A 16,103-nucleotide genomic window follows, 5' to 3' on the forward strand; every position below is an offset into this window, starting at 1 on the left:
ATCTATTAAACCATATCATTAAATATTGCAACATTAAGTTTTTGATATATTATAGCACCGATATGGTGAATGCTGTTAAAAACATAGATATATTCTCATGTTCATTTAAATGTATATTGTATACAAAAATTACTTGCGCTTATGCAAATATAGTGATATCTTTATGCATGACAAACAACCAACCTTTTGGTTACTATAAGGAGTGTTGAAATGCTTAAAAAAATCATGTTAGTTGTACTGGCTCTGGCATTCACTGCTTCAACTGTTTTCGCTTTTGATTTCAACGGCGGCGACGGAAGAAAAGGAAAAAGACTGTGGAAAAGATATCACACTCAGTGTGCTGACGGCAAAACTCTTCCCAACAAAGTAGGCGCATCCACCAAGACTCAGGCTCAGTGGAAAGACGCTTTCAACAACCCCGCTAAACTGCCTTGCGGCGGAAAATGGGCAGACGGCATCAAAACTGAAGAGGATATGCAGAACGTTTTCAGATATCTCTTCGACCACGCTGCTGACTCTGATCAGCCCGAAACTTGCGGTTAATAGATACCCTGCAATAGAATCAACGGCGGCTCGTTGAGTCGCCTTTTTTTTGCGCTCTTTTCCTCTTGAACATCCGCTCAAATCAAATACAATAGGAGATCAGGAGGAGCTATGACAACATCACCAATCATCACAGAAAAATCAGACCAAAAAGGATACATAACTCTGAACAGACCAGAGGCGCATAACACATTCAGCACCGAATTTGCACTCCTTCTGAACAAGGCTCTGGAGGATTTTGATAAAGATGAAGATATCAGGGTGGTCATAATAAGAAATAACGGTAATAATTTTTCCACAGGCATAGACCTGCGTGAGCTTGAAACCGTTGAAGACAGCAAACTCCTTGAGTTCATCTCGCTGATGGACAGACACAACCACACCATAGCAAACATGAAAAAGCCTGTTCTATCGTCTGTTAAGGGCTACTGCGTGGCAAACGGTGCGGGACTGAGCTTCGCATGCGACATGACCGTTGCGGCAGAGAGCGCAAGGTTCGGCACAACGGCTGTAAACATAGGGTTGATCTGCACAGGCCCCGGAATCCCTCTGATAGCAAACGTGGGCAGAAAGAAGGCTATGGAGATGGTGCTTCTGGGTGAGCTGCTTTCAGCTCAGCAGACGCATGAGCTTGGGCTGGTGAACTGGGTTGTGGCGGATGATGAGCTTGACGCAAAAACCGAGGAAATAGCCGACAAACTGGCCTCTAAAAGCCCCTTCGCTGTTTCGGCCGGAAAGCGGGGACTCAGTGCGGCCTATGATCTGGGCTATCACGCATCCATAGACAACGGCTCAAAGGTGTTTGCGGCACTCTGCGCAACGGAGGACGCCGCCGAAGGCATCAGGGCGTTCCTTGAAAAGCGTAAGGCCGAATGGAAGCTGAGATAAGAAATAAGCACAAACTCTATTTGCTTTAGTAACTCCCTCCTTTGACAAATGAGGTTTGGGGTGGATTTATTAAGTAATTTATATATTATTGACTTTGCCTAAATGCAAGATACAATATTTTCAAGGTGAAATATGGACGTGAAGTATCAAATATTTATTAGCTCTACTTATGAAGACTTAAAACAGGAAAGAGAAGTTGTAATAAAATCCATCATGGAATTAAATCATATTCCTGCCGGGATGGAACAGTTTCCAGCTATGGATGAAAAGCAGCTTGAATATATAAAGCGCATTATTGACATAAGCGACTACTATGTTCTCATAATTGCAGGACGCTACGGTTCAACTGATTCAACTGGGATTAGCTATACAGAAATGGAGTATGATTATGCTATTAAGCAAGGTATTCCAACTCTTGTTTTTATTCATCAAGAAATAGATAAAATTGAATTTGGTAAAAGCGAACAAGACCAAGAAAAAAGACTAAAGCTCGAAAGTTTCAAAAAAAAAGCAAGCGCAAATAAGCTTGTTAAATTTTGGAATGATGCCAATGACTTGGCTCTAAAAATAAATACATCTATTTCACAAGCTTCCATCCTATACCCGAGAGTCGGATGGAAAAGAGCAAATTTGATCGCAAATGAATTTGTGATGTCGGATTTAATTGTCAAAAATAAAGAAGTTGAAGAACTCAAGGATAAAATTGCAAAAATTGAAATTCAACCTAAATTTGAAGGATTAGCAAACCTTTCAGATTTTTTTACTTTTAGAATATCTGACAATATGGGAACATCAGCTGACTTGACCTACACATGGAACAGAATATTTTCCATCATTGCCTCATATATCAAGTCGCAATCTTCATTAGAAGAAATAAGAAATAAAGCCGCACAAGATTTTCTCAGAATAACAAATACATATAACAGAGTTGGACTCAATACATGCAAAATTAATAATGTTCATTTTGATGACATAATAAACCAATTTGAATGTTACAATTTTATTACATACGAATCGAATGAAGCATGCCTAACTGATAGAGGAAAAGAATATTATCGTTATTCAAGAGCAATAAGAACTGAATTGGAATCTTAATCTATCTCCAGCCCTTTCTCTCTGCGGAGTGTATCTATCTTCTCAAGCGGTCTCTCAAGCTGCTTGGTTCGGGTGGTTGTGAGCACCTCGAACTCCTTTTTAACGTCGTCTATTCTGCGTCCGAGCATTTCGAATTTCTCTGAGAACATCTTCCACTGCTTATAAAACTCGCCGAACAGTTTCAGCATGTCCGCCGAAGTGCTCTCGAATGCAAAGTTCTCCACCGACTGACGGATAACCGCCAGAACGGCGAACAGAGACATCGGCGATGTGAGTATCACATTGTTGTTCAATGCAAAATCCATCACCGTGTCGTCATTTTCATATATAAATTCATAAACGCTCTCGTTGGGGATGAACAGCAGAACCACATCCAGCGTGTCCTCCGCTCTGTCAACGTAGCCTCTGTCTTTGACATCTTTTATCTTGGTTCTGACATCCTTGATGAACAGTTTCAGGCATGATTCTCTCTCAGCACCGTCTGTCTGGTAGTATCTGACATAGTTATCCAGAGGGAATTTTACGTCCATATTCAGCATCAGCCCCTTGGGCAGGAAAAACGTGAAATCCGGTCTGCTGCCGTTCTTCATCGTCTGCTGTTCCTTATAGTTCACGCCCTCTACCAGCCCTGCCGCACGGATGATGTCCAGTGCCATCCGCTCGCCCCATCTGCCCCGCTCGGCAGAGGACGAAAGCGCACGGTTAAGGTCGTTGGCAACGTCTGTAAGCCTCTCTGTCTGGCGAACAGTGCCCTTTATCTGTTCGGAAATTTCGGCAAACTTCGCCTCTCTGTCCTTCTCCATTGAGTTCATGAAGAGCTGTAATTTTTCAAGGCTGTCCTTCATGTTCACCAGCTGAGCGTCGATCAGCTCTTTCTTGCTCTCAAGCTGTTTCTCGCCCTCGCCTGTTTTTGCCTCCAGAACGGATTTCGCAAGGCGCATGAACTCCTCGGAGTTTCTGGACAGGCTGTCCATGGACACCTGAGCGAAAACGCCTTTCAGCCCCTCCGCCATCTCCCTCTCACGCTGACGCAGAAAATACGCCAGGCCGAAGCCGAAGGCGCATCCCGCCATAAAGATAACTATCGCAAGCAGATAGCTCATATTCCCGCCTTGATTTTTATAAGAGCGTTCATGACCGCTCCGGCGCAGGGGCTTCCGCCCTTTGTGCCTATATTTGTGATATATTCCATGCCGCTTTCGGCAAGCATAGCCTTGCTCTCCGCTGCCATGACAAACCCCACTGGCAGGCCTATCACCAGCGCAGGGTTTATTCTGCCCTGCCTGTGAAGCTCCATTATTTTCAGCAGTGCAGTGGGTGCATTGCCCACAGCGTATATTGCATCGGGGAAATTCTCTGCGGCATATTCGATGCTGTATTCCGCACGGGTCTTGCCCTGTGCCGCCGCCTCTTTCGCCACCCTCTCATCCGCTATGAAACAGTGCCTCTCAATTCCCACCGCATCGGTATATTTGGCCGTTATGGCCGTTTTGACCATGTTTACGTCACAAATAACAGGCAGTTTTCTGTCCAGAGCGTCCATTGCCCTGTCGATGGCGTCCGGACTGAAAAGGGTCATTTTTGCGAACTCAAAATCCCCTGTGGTGTGTATCAGCCTCATGACCACCCGCTTCTGACGTTCGTCATATGCCGAAAGGTCGCAGCCAGCTTCTATAATCTCGAATGATTCCTTTTCTATTCTGTCGCCCTTGTTCATGCTCTGCCCTTCTTAAGTATCGCTGTGGAAAGATAGTTTATGTCCTTCTGCTCGTCACTGTTCAGGTTCAGAATGATCTCGTCTGCCAGTGTGGCACGGGAAATGACATACGCCGTCTTTATGTTGTTCTCTTTAACGAATTTTTTCAGCACGTCCAGTTTGTTATGCACCTTCATGACAAACACTGTGGCAAACTTTTCAGTGCATTCTTTCAGAAACGCCGTGTCCTCTTTCATCTCAACGGTGCAGAAACTCTCGTCTTTCTCAGTTACGGAAAGGCAGAGGATGTTCGGCACTGCGGAAATGGCAGATATACCCGGTACGAACTCCATTTTTATGCCGTGCAGTCCCAGTTTGTGCGCCAGATAGTTCAGGGTTGAGTAGATGGGCGCATCGCCGATGGTGACGTATGAAACTTTTTTGCCCTCTTTCACCATTTTGGCTATCTGTTCTGCCAGTTCGGCATATTTTGCGTCCAGATCGGCCTTGTTCCCCGTCATGGGAAAATAGTACATGTATATTTTCTCGTCAGATATAACGTCTTTAATTATGTCCTTTGCAAGGCTCCTGCCCGTTTTGTCCGACTGGGGCACAACAACGACATCGCTCTCCTGCATCAGGCGCACAGCCTTAACGGTGAGAAGTTCGGGGTCGCCGGGGCCTATGCCTATTCCGTAAATTTTCATTTCAACTCCTGTAAATCAGAATGTAAATCCCACCAAGCCTCCCTTTGGCAAAGGAGGGTCGGGGTGGATTTATATTATCAAATTCTTTATCAGCGGGTTATCGCACAGAAAGTGCAGATGCGTATACGCCGCCGCCGTGTTCTTATATATCAGTCCGTCCAGAGACGTTTTGCCGTCCGTGACTCTGGTGAGTCTGTAGGCGTATTCACCCGAATAGCTTTCCATGGCCGAGTAGTGGAACTCGTGGCCGATGTTCGATTCTCCCGCCCTGCCCAGAATGCAGTCTTTAAGCAGTTCCGCACGGACATAGCCCAGAGCCTGCCGCCTGTCGCACATTCTGGTGACGCAGTCAAACACGCCCGCCATGGGAAAAAATCCGTCTGAGGTGTGGATGCCGCCGGACAGGAACATCAGCCCGCCGCATTCGGCATAGAGCTTGCCGCCGGATTCGGCGTAGTCTTTTATGATCTTGGCGGTGGGGCTTTCTGAAAGCTGTTTGGCATAAAGCTCAGGATATCCGCCGCCGATATAAACAAAATCCGCCCCGTCTATCCCCTCGCCTGCCAACGGGCTGAAAAAGCGCACGTCAAACCCTGCCGAACGAAGGAAGTCGATGTTGGAATTGTAATAGAACTGGAACGCCTTATCGTATGCAACGTATGCGGTTTTATCTCTCTTTTCGCTCAGAGCAGCCGGATACGCCGCAGCCTCAGCCATCCTGCACAGCTTCAGAAGGTCTTCTATATTGACATTGGCGGATGCAAAATCTGCGCATGCGTCAAGATATTCCCCGTCAACCTCCATAGCGGTCTTTATCCCCAGATGTCTGGAACCGAGGAGCTTTTCGCTGTTTTTTGGCAGAGTGCCCAGCACCTTGCAGTCCGTATGGGTCTCCACAGCCGAACGCACCAGAAATGCGTGACGGTCGGAAGCTATGTTGTTCAGCACCACACCTGCGATGCGAACCTTTGCAAGTTCCGAGATACCACGAGCCATGGCCGCCGCAGTGTATGAACTGCCGGAACAGTCGAGTACCAGAACGCAGGGCACATCGATGATTGATGCAACGTCCGCACTGCTCCCCGCAAAGTCCGTATGGGAAACACCATCCAGTATCCCCATAACCCCTTCGATAACGGCGGCATCAGCCCCCGCACAGCCTTTGGTAAAGACATCGGCAACAGTGCTTCTCGACAGCATAACACTGTCCAGATTATAGGCCTTTCTGCCGGAAGCCCGCTCAAGGTGCAGGGTGTCGATATAGTCAGGGCCGCACTTAAAAGGAGCGACAGTTCGCCCCGTGCGGGTGAGATATCGGATTATCCCTGTTGTCAGAGTGGTTTTGCCTGAGCCGCTCTTGTCGGCGGCGATCATGAATGAGCTGAACATAGAAAAAGATTATTGCATTATCTATAATCTTGCAAGGGAAGAAAAAAAACTATAACCTGACCTGATGAAAATATCCGCTCCGTCATTTGTGATACCCGCCGACAGGGTGAGCAATGTCAGATATCTGAAAAACATGGTGGACGAGGTCGAACTTCTGTTTTTCGACAGCAGACACGAATTAGACATGCCCGAAGAGAGCGAAATTGCCGCTCTGGCAAAGCTGGGCATGGCATACAGCGCACATCTGCCCACCGACACAGACCTGAACACGCCTGACGGCTGGCTGGTGATAGATGCATATCTTGAAAAGCTGAAACCTCTGAACCTGAAACGGGCTGTTATTCATCCTGCCGAAACCTCCTTCTTTTTGAAAGAACTTGCAAAAAGACCTGATATCATTATCGAAAACACAGACTTTTACGGTTCATTCTTCGACGATGCAGTGGAAATGGGCTTCAGAATATGCTTTGACAACGCCCATGCGGGTGACAGCGCACATAAATTCCATGAAAAATATGCTCCCTATATAGCCGAATACCACCTTCAGGGGGAAACAGGCGGAAAGCATCACAAAAGTCTTGAGCATATAGAAACCAATCTGCTAGAATCCATCCTTACACATGCAAAGAGAAACGGGGCTACCGTCTGCCTTGAAATGTTCAATGAAGACGATTTTCTCGTATCATACGAAATAATTAAGGAATACAAATGATTACACTCATCACAGGCGGAGTTAAAAGCGGCAAGACAGCCCACGCCCTGAAACTCTGCGATGCCTACACCGGAAAGACCTATGTCGCCACTGCCGAAGCGTTTGACGAGGCGATGCAGACCAAAATAGACCTGCACAAGGCCGAAAGGGACGCAAGCTGGGTCACAATTGAAGAACCAGTAAGCCTCCACAGCGTTTTCGACAACGCACAGGAGCAGGATGTAATCCTCATAGACTGCATAACCATGTGGCTGAACAACCTTATCTACAAACAGCTGAACACCGAGAAGCACATAGAACATTTTCTCGTCCGGCTCGCCGAGTGCGGAAAGCCTGTGGTGCTGGTCACCAACGAAACGGGGCTTGGCGTTATGCCTGCAAACCCCGATGCATGCAGGTTTGCAGACGAACTGGGCAAGCTGAACACAAAACTGGCGGCAATGTCGGACGAAGTTATTTTCATGATATCCTCAATTCCCCTCACCATCAAAGGAGCAAAAAAATGAACATCAAAGATATAATCTCAAATATTGAACCCGCAGACAAAGAGGTTTTCAGACAGGCGCAGGAGCGCACCGCAAACCTCATCATGCCCCCCAGAGCACTGGGCAGGCTGAACGACATAGGCGAAAAGATATGCTCCATCCAGCGCACGATGAAACCTAAAGTGGATAAGCGCATGGTGTTTGTCATGGCGGGGGACCACGGAATAGTCGAAGAGCGTGTGGCGGCTTTCCCTCAGGAGGTCACAGGGCAGATGATGGGAGCTTTCGTTGCAGGGCTTGCGTCAATCAACGTTCTTTCCAGACAGGCAAAATCAAAGGTTCTGGTGGCCGACATAGGCGCCGTGTGCGATGTTAACGCCGTTCCTGCCGATCCCGACAACACTTTCGTTGTTAAAAAGATACGCAAAGGCACGGCCAACTTTACCAAAGGTGCCGCAATGACCCGTGAAGAGGCTGAAAAATGCATCATGGCAGGATTTGAAATTGCGGATGAAATGATAAAAAGATACGACCTGAACCTCATTGCCACTGGCGACATGGGTATAGGCAACACAACGCCCTCAAGCGCAATTGGAGCTGTTTTCACAGGTGAGACTGCTGAGGTTATGACCGGATTCGGCTCAGGAATCGACAACGATGCGCTGAAGCGCAAAATAGACGTTATCAAGCGTGGAATCGAGCTGAACAAGCCCGACAAATCCGATGCTCTGGACGTTCTTTCAAAGGTCGGCGGACTTGAGATAGGAGCCATCGCAGGGGTTATCCTTGCGGGCGCATACCATAAAATTCCTGTTCTGGTGGACGGAATAATCTCCGCCGCCGGAGCACTGATAGCCTACGGTCTGTGCCCTGTTGCGGTGGAATATATGATCAGCGGACACAAATCCGTTGAACCGGGTCAGATAAAAATGCTCCAGTACATGGGGCTTGAGCCTCTGGTTGACCTCGGTCTCAGACTGGGCGAAGGCACAGGCGCAGTGATGGCAATGCACTCTGTCGAGGCGGGCGTGCGGGTCATTACTGAAATATCCACATTTGCCGAGGCAGGCGTTTCCACTAAGGAGATGTGACATTTTTAAAAGCTATCGTGACGCACTGAGCTTTCTGACCGTTATCCGGTTCAATTCGCCGGATTTTGACGGACGGAAGGCTGTTTACAGTTTTGTTCCCGTTGGGCTGACAGTGGGGCTTCCCCTCTGGCTGTTCTACAGCTATGCGCAGGGTTTTCTGCCGCAGACGGCTATGGCTGTGATCACTGTGCTGTATCTGGTGCTGATAACGGGAGCACTCCATCTGGACGGGCTTGCGGACACGGCTGACGGTATCTTTTCATTCAGAGACCGTGAAAAAATGCTTGAGATAATGCGTGACAGCCGCATCGGCACAATGGGTGCGGTGGCTATAGTCATGGTTCTTCTGATAAAGGCTTTTTCGGCGTATTCACTTGGAAATCCTCTATATTTCCTGCTGATTCCGGCCTATTCCAGATTTTCCATGGTGTTCGGGTTCTACATGTTCGAATACGCCCGCAAAGAGGGCACAGCGGCGGCTTTCTTCGGAAATTTCTCACCTCTGATATTTGTTCAGGGGATTATTATTCTGGCTTTAAGTTTTCTTCTGGGGCTTCCCCAGTTCATAATATTCAACATAGCTTTTCTGGTCTTCATATTCCTGATAACAAGGCTTTACCGCAATAAGATTGGCGGCATAACAGGGGACATGCTGGGCGGGATGTGCGAAGCATCCGAGGCGTTCCTTTTCCTTGTGGCGGTGTGCATATGGTAATGTACGGACACGGCGGAAACGTCTATTCGGCGGCGAAGGCGGCGGGCTGTCATGTGGACGAGATAATCGATCTCAGCAGCAACGTATCTCCTTTCACTCCCGACTCACTGCTGAAAGGCATCAACATCAAAAGCACCATTGCAAGGCTTCCGGAACCCTACAGCCTTAGCCTTGTGTCGGAAATTGCTAAATATCACGACGTGCCTGAAGACACGATAATTGCAGGAAGCGGCTCCTCGGAGTTCATCCAGAAAATATGTTCGCTGAACACGAAAAAACGGGCACTGATCATTCAGCCGACCTATATAGACTACATGAAGCAGGCGGAACTGGCGGAGATGCAGGTCTGCGGATGCATAATGTGCGGAAAAAAGAATTTCGCTTTCGACGAAAACGAAATTCTCCAATGTCTGCCGGAAACGGCGGTCTGCTTTATATGCAATCCCAACAACCCCACGGGAACGCTTATCCCCAAAGACGAAATTCTGTTTCTGGCGGATATGTTCAAAAAGACCCTGTTCGTCATTGACGAATCCTATATAGATTTCTGCACGGACAACAACCACACGCTCATCGGCTGTCAGCAGAGCAACATTGTGGTTCTGCGCTCATTCTCGAAGGCATACGGAGTGGCGGGGCTGAGAGCGGGCTATGTTTACACCCAGAACAGACACCTGATGGCGGAACTGAAAAAGGCGGTGTCGCCGTGGAGTCTGAACAGTCTGGCGCAGGAGGTCTGCAAACGTGCACTGAACGAGGATATGCGCCCCTATTTCGATAAAATCCAGAACATTAAAAAACAAACCATAAAAAGACTTTCGGAGAACGAAAATCTGGAAGTGATCATCGGACACGCCAATTATATGCTGATAAAACTGAAAAAATCCGATGCCGCATCCTTCTGCGAATATATGCTGAACCACAAAATTCTGGTGCGCAACTGCTCAAATTTCGTAGGCCTCAGCGACAAATACATCCGAATAGCCGTAAGGGAACAGATTCACATGGACACCTTCTGCCGTCTGGCGGAAGTGTATTTCAGGATATACTGATGAAAGCCAGATCAATCATGTTTCAGGGAACGGGAAGCGGTGTCGGCAAATCGGTGATATGCGCCGGATTCTGCCGTCTGCTGGCTCGCAGGGGCATAAAGGTTGCGCCTTTCAAATCCCAGAACATGGCGCTCAACAGCGGAGTGGCGCAAGGCGGCGAGATGGGTCGTGCCCAGATATTGCAGGCGCAGGCGGCGGGCATTGAGCCTGATGTGCGCATGAATCCCGTTCTGTTAAAGCCAATAGGCAACTCCACCAGTCAGGTGATACGCCTTGGAAAGCCGGTCGGCAACTTCACCGCCAGAGAATACTACGAAATGTCTCAGGAGAACCTGAAAACAGCCGTTCAGGCATACGAAAGCCTCGCAAATGAATATGACGCAATCATCATTGAGGGCGCAGGCAGCCCCGCAGAGATAAATCTGCACCGCACGGACATAGTCAACATGCGTACGGCGGATTTTGCGGACGCCCCCGTGTTCATCATAGGCGATATCGACCGTGGCGGCGTTTTCGCATGGATGAAGGGAACCTACGACCTGCTGCCCGAATACGGCAGACCAAGGGTCAAAGGATTTATAATCAACCGATTCAGGGGCGATATATCGCTTCTTCAGCCCGGCATAGATATGTTCAGGGAGCTTGTTCCCGTGCCTGTTACGGGCACTGTGCCCATGCTTAACCTCACCCTTGAGGAGGAGGACAGCCAGAGCATCGAAAACAGCACAAAGGGCGGATTCGTCACCGTTGCGGTGGTGCGCACAGCCCGCATGTCCAACTTTACCGATTTCACCCCGCTGGCAAGCTGCCCTGATATCAACCTGATATATGCAAAATCGCCCAACGAGCTGACGGGAGCGGATATCATTATCCTGCCCGGCAGTAAGAGCACCATAGCAGATATGAAAGACCTCCGCATGCGGGGGGTTGACAAGAAAATACTCTCAATGGCGGACAAAACACCCGTAGTGGGAATCTGCGGCGGGTTTCAGATGCTGGGGCGAACCATAAAAGACCCAGAAGGCATAGAGGGGAGCGACAGTGAATGTGCAGGGCTTGGTCTGCTCAACATGGAAACGGTCATAACCCCCGAAAAGACCCTGCTGAACAGAACCTACCAAGGACTTGGACTGCTTGAAGGACTTGATTTCAGAGGCTACGAGATACACATGGGTGTGTCTGAGACCTCAAAAGAATATGCACAGCTCTGCACGGAAAAGGACGTCTGCATTGCGGACGGAAAGATAATCGGAACCTACATCCACGGCATATTTGACAGCGAGGAAGTGGCCGCCCGAATAATAGCCCTGTCCGGAAAAAGCATACGCCCTGACTATTCATACCACAAAAATAAACAGGCACAGCTCGATCTGCTTGCCGACACACTGGAACAGCACCTTGACACTGAATATATCCTATCTTCTTTATATTGACTTCATGGCGGTGATAACCGCTTTCTGGCTGGACTGGTTTCTGGGCGAACCGGATTTCCCTTTCCACCCCGTGCGCATAGCGGGCAGTGCCGTGAGCTACTGCGAAAAATCCCTGCGCCGCAAAAGCACCATCTTTGAGGGCGTGGTCTCCGGATTCATCACTCTTGCGTTCACCCTTTCCGTTGCGGGCATTTCGCTGTACTATGCCGCAAAGGCCGGAACCTTCTGGTATTTTGTGGTGAGCACCATAATCATCTATTTCACAATCAGCGTCCGCTCTCTGGCCGAACATGCACAGAACGTCTGCAAAGGCCTTGAGGAATCGGAAGAGGCCGGCAGAAAGGAGCTTGCGAAAATAGTCTCCCGTGACACGCAGAACATGCCGAAACCGAAAATAATCACCTCTGCGGTGGAATCGGTGTCAGAAAACTACGTTGATGCAGTGGTATCCCCCCTCCTCTTTGCGGCACTCTTCGGACCGATGGGGGCTGTGCTGTTCAAAACCGTTTCCACAATGGATTCCATGATAGGCTACAAAAACGAAAGGTTTTTATACTACGGCAGGTTTGCCGCACGTTTTGACGACGTGCTGAACTTCATCCCCGCCAGACTCTCCATAATCCCCATTACCATTGCCTCAATTTTAATGCGGCTTAACACAAAAAATGCGGTAAAATCGTTTATGAGATTCAGGCTATCACACGCAAGCCCAAACTCCGCACACCCCATGAGCGCATTTGCAGGTGCTCTGAATATCCGTCTGGGCGGAGCTGTGAGCTATTTCGGGCAGATAACGGAAAAGCCTTATATCGGCGACAGCGAACGGGAGCCGGAAACCTCTGACATAAAAAAATCAGTTAAGCTCATGGAGCTTTCATCAATAATCTGGGCGGTGATATGCTGCCTTATCACTCTTTGGAAGGTGATGTGATGCATCCGCTGATGTTTCGCCTCAAAGGCAGAAAGATACTTTTTGTGGGCGGCGGCAAGGTTGCCGAGCGCAAAATTTATTCAATGCTGAGTGAAGGATGCGATATAACCGTTGTTGCGCCCTATATCACCTCCGGAATAAAGAGCAGCGGAGTGAAAACGGTTGAAAGGCATTTTGAGATGGACGACATCAGGGGGGATTATTTCCTGATTTTCATATGCACCAGCGACAGAAGCACAAACGCCGCCGCCGCAGAACTGGCCAAGAGCATGAAGATTCCTGTTAACATAGCGGACGATCCGGAATATTCCGATTTTCACACCGCATCGGTCATCAGAACCGATGATTTCGTCATTTCGATATCAACAGACGGAAAAAATCCTGCGAAATCCAAAGAAATGCGCTTAAAAATTGAAGATATCCTGAAAAACACATAACCTTTCGAAAATATTGTATTTGAATTATTTACTATTAATGTTAATATCTCCATATGAAATTATTATACTTTCCGGGGATTCAGTCAATTATTGCAGAGGAATACGATTTTGCACAGAGCTACAAGCTGGTGCATCTGATGGAGATATGCGATTGCGAGGTTTTTGACTACAGAAACTTCGACTCGAAAAAGACCATCGAAAGGGTGCGCAACTACGATGTTCTGTTCGGTTCGTCCTTCGGCGGATATTTCGCATTCAACATGGCTGTCATCACCGGACAGAAATGCATCAGCGTTAACCCGTCCCTCTATCTGGACAAACGTTTCTCAACTCTCATGGAACAGTACCCCAACAAGCTGAGTTTCATCAAGCCTGCTCAGGTTGCGGCCATAAAAGCCGAACCCATGAAATCCAAGCATCCCAACATCCATATCATGATGAATATGGACGATGAGGTTCTCGACTCACATAAAATAGTGGGTATTGCAGAGCGTTTCGGATGCAACATTTACAGATATGAAAAGGGCGGACACCAGAGCAGCAACTTCATAGGCGAGATGCTTCCCGCTATAAAGCAGATCCTTTCGGAGTGACCAGATAGACCGCAAGGTCACGGAACTCATAAAGCCTCTCGGCTCCGAATATTCCCGTCTTTTTATTGACTATTTCAATGTAGGCAGTGCCTTTCGGCCTTTCCACAAGATATTTTCCCACAAAATAATCCATCGCCGCTATGTCGTGCGGATTTGTTATCTCACTCTTTGCCGCCACTATGGGCAGGTTTCTGACCTCTGCCGTCTGTTTTGCAAAATGGAGCGCATCATAGGTGGTCGGTTTGGTCACAGGGGGCATAAAGGCGAACATTGACAGCAGAACAATTGCCGCAGGCCTGACATAGCCCGAAACGTTCCGTTTAAGCAGTCTTACGAAACCGTATGCCGCAAAAACACTGGCAAACAGATAAAGCTCGTAAAGATATCTGTGTTCTTTGGTCTTAACAAAGTGGATCACGACAAAATATACGCCCACAGTCACCAGCATGAACTTTATGGTCTCCGATGTGTATCTGCTTCGGAGAAGTTTCACCATGCCGTAGATTGCAAAGGGGGTGAAGTATATCCCGTGGAGGAACAGATATTTAAGGTACTGCCACATAGGCCTTACCGCATAATATGCAGTTTCCGATTCCTCTGTGCCGAACCTTGCCAGATTCTGTTTTATGACATAATGGTCGAAAAAGTACGGATTTTTCATCAGCACATAAGCATACCACCATGCATACACCGGAATTGAGATGAAGAGCATGAGGAACATGTCTGCAATATATTTGCGTTTATCTATCCCTCTGCCGAAAAAAACGAAAAAGAATGATGTGATGAACGGCGAATAGCCAACCGGACCTTTGGTGAAAACCGCCAGTCCCATCAGTATCCCCGCCATGAAGATATATACCCTGCTCTGGTTCTGGATGTAGAGCACCAGAAAATATGTGCAGGCGATGAGGAAGAACGAAAGCAGAGCCTCCATTTTGAGCATCTGGGTGTTCTTGTATACTATGTATGAGAAGAAGAACATCATCGGCGTTGCCACCGCAATGTCTTCATCGTCGAAAAGCTTTTTGGAAAGGTTGTAAAGCACCCATGCAATTCCGGCAACCGCCGCAACAACGGCTATTTTAGCCCCGAAAACAGTTGCTCCGAATATTTTTATGCAAAGTGCATTCAGCCAGAAAAAGAGCGGCGGCTTATTCATATACAGCTCGCCGTTCAGTGTGAGGATGAGCGGATTGTCACCCGTGAGAACGTTTCTTGATATGGCGGCATAGTTTATGCTGTCGCCCCTGAGATCGCCATCACCGATTCTGCCCGCAAACAGAACAACAAAGAAAAACACAGTCCAGTTTCTGACGCTGTTAAACATTCAACCCTCACAATAACTACAGAATTTATAAATGCATAAAGAATAAATGACAAGTCAATTTATTATTTTGCTTATTGCTCCAAATCTGCTATTGTGACTGGCTATGGATGCATTAGTACTTCTTATATTCTGCTTTCTGTTCGGAATGCTGGCCAGAAAACTGGAACTCCTTCCCTCCAGCACGCCCATGGTTCTGAACGGGTTTATAATCAATCTTTCCATGCCTGCGATAACCTTTTACTACATCCACAAGATGCAGTTTGACACATCGCTTCTTTTTCCGGTTTTTATGCCGTGGATACACTTCGGGCTGGCGTTTTTCCTGTTCCGCTTCATCGCAAAAAGGATGAACTATGACAAAAAGACCACCGGAGCGATAATTCTCACTGCGGGGCTTGGAAACACCTCATTTGTGGGCTTTCCGCTGATAACTGCATATTTCGGTGCGGAATATCTGGGTGTGGGCGTTCTGGTCGACCAGCCCGGCACGTTCCTTGTGCTATCCACACTGGGAATAGCCACCGCCGCAATCTATTCCTCTGGAGCCATCAGCGCAATGGGACTGCTGAAAAAGGTTTTCACCTTTCCTCCCTTTCAGGCGATGCTTCTGGCGGTTCTTCTACGGTCTTTTGAGATTCCGGAATATGCCCAGCTTTCAATGAAAACTCTGGGGCTCACCATAACTCCCCTTGCAATGGTGTCTGTGGGATATCAGCTTAAATTTGTCAAATCACCGGGAATAATAAAAAAATTATTTTTCGGTCTGGGCTATAAACTTTTTCTCGCTCCGGCTTTCTTCTATTTGCTCTATGTTGTCATAATGCGCGGCTCCGGCATTAACATGCAGGTGACCCTTTTCGAAGCGGCCATGGCGCCTATGATAACAGCGGGCATAGTGTCGATTCAGTACGGGCTGGACGAGGAACTGGCCGTCATGATGCTGGGAGTGGGCATTCCGCTTTCGCTTCTGACAGCTCCCGTGTGGCATTATTTATTATCAGGGGTATGA

General features: G+C 47.9%; 18 protein-coding genes. 13 read left to right on the forward strand and 5 right to left on the reverse strand.

From position 1 onward, the window contains the following. The first annotated feature begins 210 nt into the window (after positions 1-210). From C8D98_RS09475 to C8D98_RS09485, 3 genes are all read left to right on the forward strand, one after another. The gene (locus C8D98_RS09475; RefSeq protein ID WP_165871265.1) at positions 211-543 is read left to right on the forward strand and encodes a cytochrome c; all 333 of its coding nucleotides are present in this window, start codon (positions 211-213) and stop codon (positions 541-543) included. Between the two features lie 111 nt (positions 544-654). After that, a complete protein-coding gene (locus C8D98_RS09480; RefSeq protein ID WP_132873888.1) occupies positions 655-1,431 on the forward strand; it encodes an enoyl-CoA hydratase/isomerase family protein in 777 nt (258 codons plus the stop codon). Positions 1,432-1,563: 132 nt separating this feature from the next. Continuing rightward, positions 1,564-2,526, forward strand: a complete 963-nt coding sequence (locus tag C8D98_RS09485; RefSeq protein ID WP_132873889.1) for a DUF4062 domain-containing protein — start codon at positions 1,564-1,566, stop codon at positions 2,524-2,526. Here C8D98_RS09485 and C8D98_RS09490 read toward each other — a convergent pair. From C8D98_RS09490 to C8D98_RS09505, 4 genes are all read right to left on the reverse strand, one after another. Next, positions 2,523-3,629: a DNA recombination protein RmuC gene (locus C8D98_RS09490; protein ID WP_132873890.1), complete on the reverse strand. Its 1,107-nt coding sequence runs from the start codon at positions 3,627-3,629 to the stop codon at positions 2,523-2,525. The two genes, C8D98_RS09485 and C8D98_RS09490, sit on opposite strands and share 4 nt — an antisense overlap. Continuing rightward, positions 3,626-4,243, reverse strand: coding sequence for a precorrin-8X methylmutase (locus tag C8D98_RS09495; protein WP_132873891.1), 618 nt, complete (start codon positions 4,241-4,243; stop codon positions 3,626-3,628). The genes C8D98_RS09490 and C8D98_RS09495 overlap by 4 nt, the downstream gene beginning before the upstream one ends. Further along, positions 4,240-4,929 carry a precorrin-2 C(20)-methyltransferase gene (gene cobI, locus C8D98_RS09500; RefSeq protein WP_132873892.1) on the reverse strand — a complete coding sequence of 230 codons (690 nt, stop codon included), beginning with the start codon at positions 4,927-4,929 and terminating at the stop codon, positions 4,240-4,242. Before cobI ends, C8D98_RS09495 begins: the two co-directional genes overlap by 4 nt. A 69-nt stretch (positions 4,930-4,998) precedes the next feature. After that, positions 4,999-6,318 carry a cobyrinic acid a,c-diamide synthase CobB gene (locus C8D98_RS09505; RefSeq protein WP_132873893.1) on the reverse strand — a complete coding sequence of 440 codons (1,320 nt, stop codon included), beginning with the start codon at positions 6,316-6,318 and terminating at the stop codon, positions 4,999-5,001. Between the two features lie 64 nt (positions 6,319-6,382). Between C8D98_RS09505 and cbiR the strand changes: the two genes are divergently transcribed. The 9 genes from cbiR to C8D98_RS09550 are packed head-to-tail and all read left to right on the forward strand — an operon-like array spanning position 6,383 to position 13,767. Next, complete coding sequence (gene cbiR, locus C8D98_RS09510) at positions 6,383-7,030, forward strand: cobamide remodeling phosphodiesterase CbiR (protein WP_132873894.1); 648 nt, start codon at positions 6,383-6,385, stop codon at positions 7,028-7,030. Next, positions 7,027-7,536, forward strand: a complete 510-nt coding sequence (gene cobU / locus C8D98_RS09515) for a bifunctional adenosylcobinamide kinase/adenosylcobinamide-phosphate guanylyltransferase (RefSeq protein WP_132873895.1) — start codon at positions 7,027-7,029, stop codon at positions 7,534-7,536. Before cbiR ends, cobU begins: the two co-directional genes overlap by 4 nt. Beyond that, positions 7,533-8,606, forward strand: a complete 1,074-nt coding sequence (gene cobT / locus C8D98_RS09520; RefSeq protein WP_132873896.1) for a nicotinate-nucleotide--dimethylbenzimidazole phosphoribosyltransferase — start codon at positions 7,533-7,535, stop codon at positions 8,604-8,606. The genes cobU and cobT overlap by 4 nt, the downstream gene beginning before the upstream one ends. Next, complete coding sequence (gene cobS / locus C8D98_RS09525) at positions 8,572-9,321, forward strand: adenosylcobinamide-GDP ribazoletransferase (RefSeq protein ID WP_165871266.1); 750 nt, start codon at positions 8,572-8,574, stop codon at positions 9,319-9,321. Before cobT ends, cobS begins: the two co-directional genes overlap by 35 nt. After that, positions 9,315-10,373, forward strand: a complete 1,059-nt coding sequence (locus C8D98_RS09530) for a pyridoxal phosphate-dependent aminotransferase (protein ID WP_132873898.1) — start codon at positions 9,315-9,317, stop codon at positions 10,371-10,373. Before cobS ends, C8D98_RS09530 begins: the two co-directional genes overlap by 7 nt. After that, positions 10,373-11,806 (forward strand): cobyric acid synthase, encoded by a 1,434-nt coding sequence (locus C8D98_RS09535; RefSeq protein WP_132873899.1) that lies wholly within the window; start codon positions 10,373-10,375, stop codon positions 11,804-11,806. Before C8D98_RS09530 ends, C8D98_RS09535 begins: the two co-directional genes overlap by 1 nt. After that, positions 11,772-12,737, forward strand: coding sequence for an adenosylcobinamide-phosphate synthase CbiB (gene cbiB / locus C8D98_RS09540; protein WP_132873900.1), 966 nt, complete (start codon positions 11,772-11,774; stop codon positions 12,735-12,737). The genes C8D98_RS09535 and cbiB overlap by 35 nt, the downstream gene beginning before the upstream one ends. 11 nt (positions 12,738-12,748) lie before the next feature. Next, positions 12,749-13,174, forward strand: a complete 426-nt coding sequence (locus C8D98_RS09545) for a precorrin-2 dehydrogenase/sirohydrochlorin ferrochelatase family protein (protein ID WP_165871267.1) — start codon at positions 12,749-12,751, stop codon at positions 13,172-13,174. A gap of 53 nt (positions 13,175-13,227) precedes the next feature. Further along, complete coding sequence (locus C8D98_RS09550) at positions 13,228-13,767, forward strand: YqiA/YcfP family alpha/beta fold hydrolase (protein WP_132873902.1); 540 nt, start codon at positions 13,228-13,230, stop codon at positions 13,765-13,767. Here the strand turns inward: C8D98_RS09550 and C8D98_RS09555 are convergent. Beyond that, positions 13,742-15,094, reverse strand: a complete 1,353-nt coding sequence (locus tag C8D98_RS09555) for an ArnT family glycosyltransferase (RefSeq protein ID WP_132873903.1) — start codon at positions 15,092-15,094, stop codon at positions 13,742-13,744. The genes C8D98_RS09550 and C8D98_RS09555 overlap by 26 nt on opposite strands. A 103-nt stretch (positions 15,095-15,197) precedes the next feature. Between C8D98_RS09555 and C8D98_RS09560 the strand changes: the two genes are divergently transcribed. Beyond that, entirely contained in the window at positions 15,198-16,103 is a 906-nt protein-coding gene (locus tag C8D98_RS09560; protein ID WP_132873904.1) for an AEC family transporter, read from the forward strand.

The organism is Seleniivibrio woodruffii (assembly GCF_004339245.1).
Lineage (GTDB): Bacteria > Chrysiogenota > Deferribacteres > Deferribacterales > Geovibrionaceae > Seleniivibrio > Seleniivibrio woodruffii.

Bases quoted from the DNA above. Each gene is read 5' to 3' on its own strand.
- C8D98_RS09475 (WP_165871265.1), top strand. From the start codon at position 211: ATGCTTAAAAAAATCATGTTAGTTGTACTGGCTCTGGCATTCACTGCT.
- C8D98_RS09505 (WP_132873893.1), bottom strand. From the start codon at position 6,318: ATGTTCAGCTCATTCATGATCGCCGCCGACAAGAGCGGCTCAGGCAAA.
- C8D98_RS09555 (WP_132873903.1), bottom strand. From the start codon at position 15,094: ATGTTTAACAGCGTCAGAAACTGGACTGTGTTTTTCTTTGTTGTTCTG.
- cobI (WP_132873892.1), bottom strand. From the start codon at position 4,929: ATGAAAATTTACGGAATAGGCATAGGCCCCGGCGACCCCGAACTTCTC.
- C8D98_RS09560 (WP_132873904.1), top strand. From the start codon at position 15,198: ATGGATGCATTAGTACTTCTTATATTCTGCTTTCTGTTCGGAATGCTG.
- C8D98_RS09490 (WP_132873890.1), bottom strand. From the start codon at position 3,629: ATGAGCTATCTGCTTGCGATAGTTATCTTTATGGCGGGATGCGCCTTC.
- C8D98_RS09530 (WP_132873898.1), top strand. From the start codon at position 9,315: ATGGTAATGTACGGACACGGCGGAAACGTCTATTCGGCGGCGAAGGCG.
- C8D98_RS09480 (WP_132873888.1), top strand. From the start codon at position 655: ATGACAACATCACCAATCATCACAGAAAAATCAGACCAAAAAGGATAC.
- C8D98_RS09485 (WP_132873889.1), top strand. From the start codon at position 1,564: ATGGACGTGAAGTATCAAATATTTATTAGCTCTACTTATGAAGACTTA.
- C8D98_RS09535 (WP_132873899.1), top strand. From the start codon at position 10,373: ATGAAAGCCAGATCAATCATGTTTCAGGGAACGGGAAGCGGTGTCGGC.
- cobT (WP_132873896.1), top strand. From the start codon at position 7,533: ATGAACATCAAAGATATAATCTCAAATATTGAACCCGCAGACAAAGAG.
- cobU (WP_132873895.1), top strand. From the start codon at position 7,027: ATGATTACACTCATCACAGGCGGAGTTAAAAGCGGCAAGACAGCCCAC.
- cbiR (WP_132873894.1), top strand. From the start codon at position 6,383: ATGAAAATATCCGCTCCGTCATTTGTGATACCCGCCGACAGGGTGAGC.
- C8D98_RS09495 (WP_132873891.1), bottom strand. From the start codon at position 4,243: ATGAACAAGGGCGACAGAATAGAAAAGGAATCATTCGAGATTATAGAA.
- C8D98_RS09545 (WP_165871267.1), top strand. From the start codon at position 12,749: ATGTTTCGCCTCAAAGGCAGAAAGATACTTTTTGTGGGCGGCGGCAAG.
- C8D98_RS09550 (WP_132873902.1), top strand. From the start codon at position 13,228: ATGAAATTATTATACTTTCCGGGGATTCAGTCAATTATTGCAGAGGAA.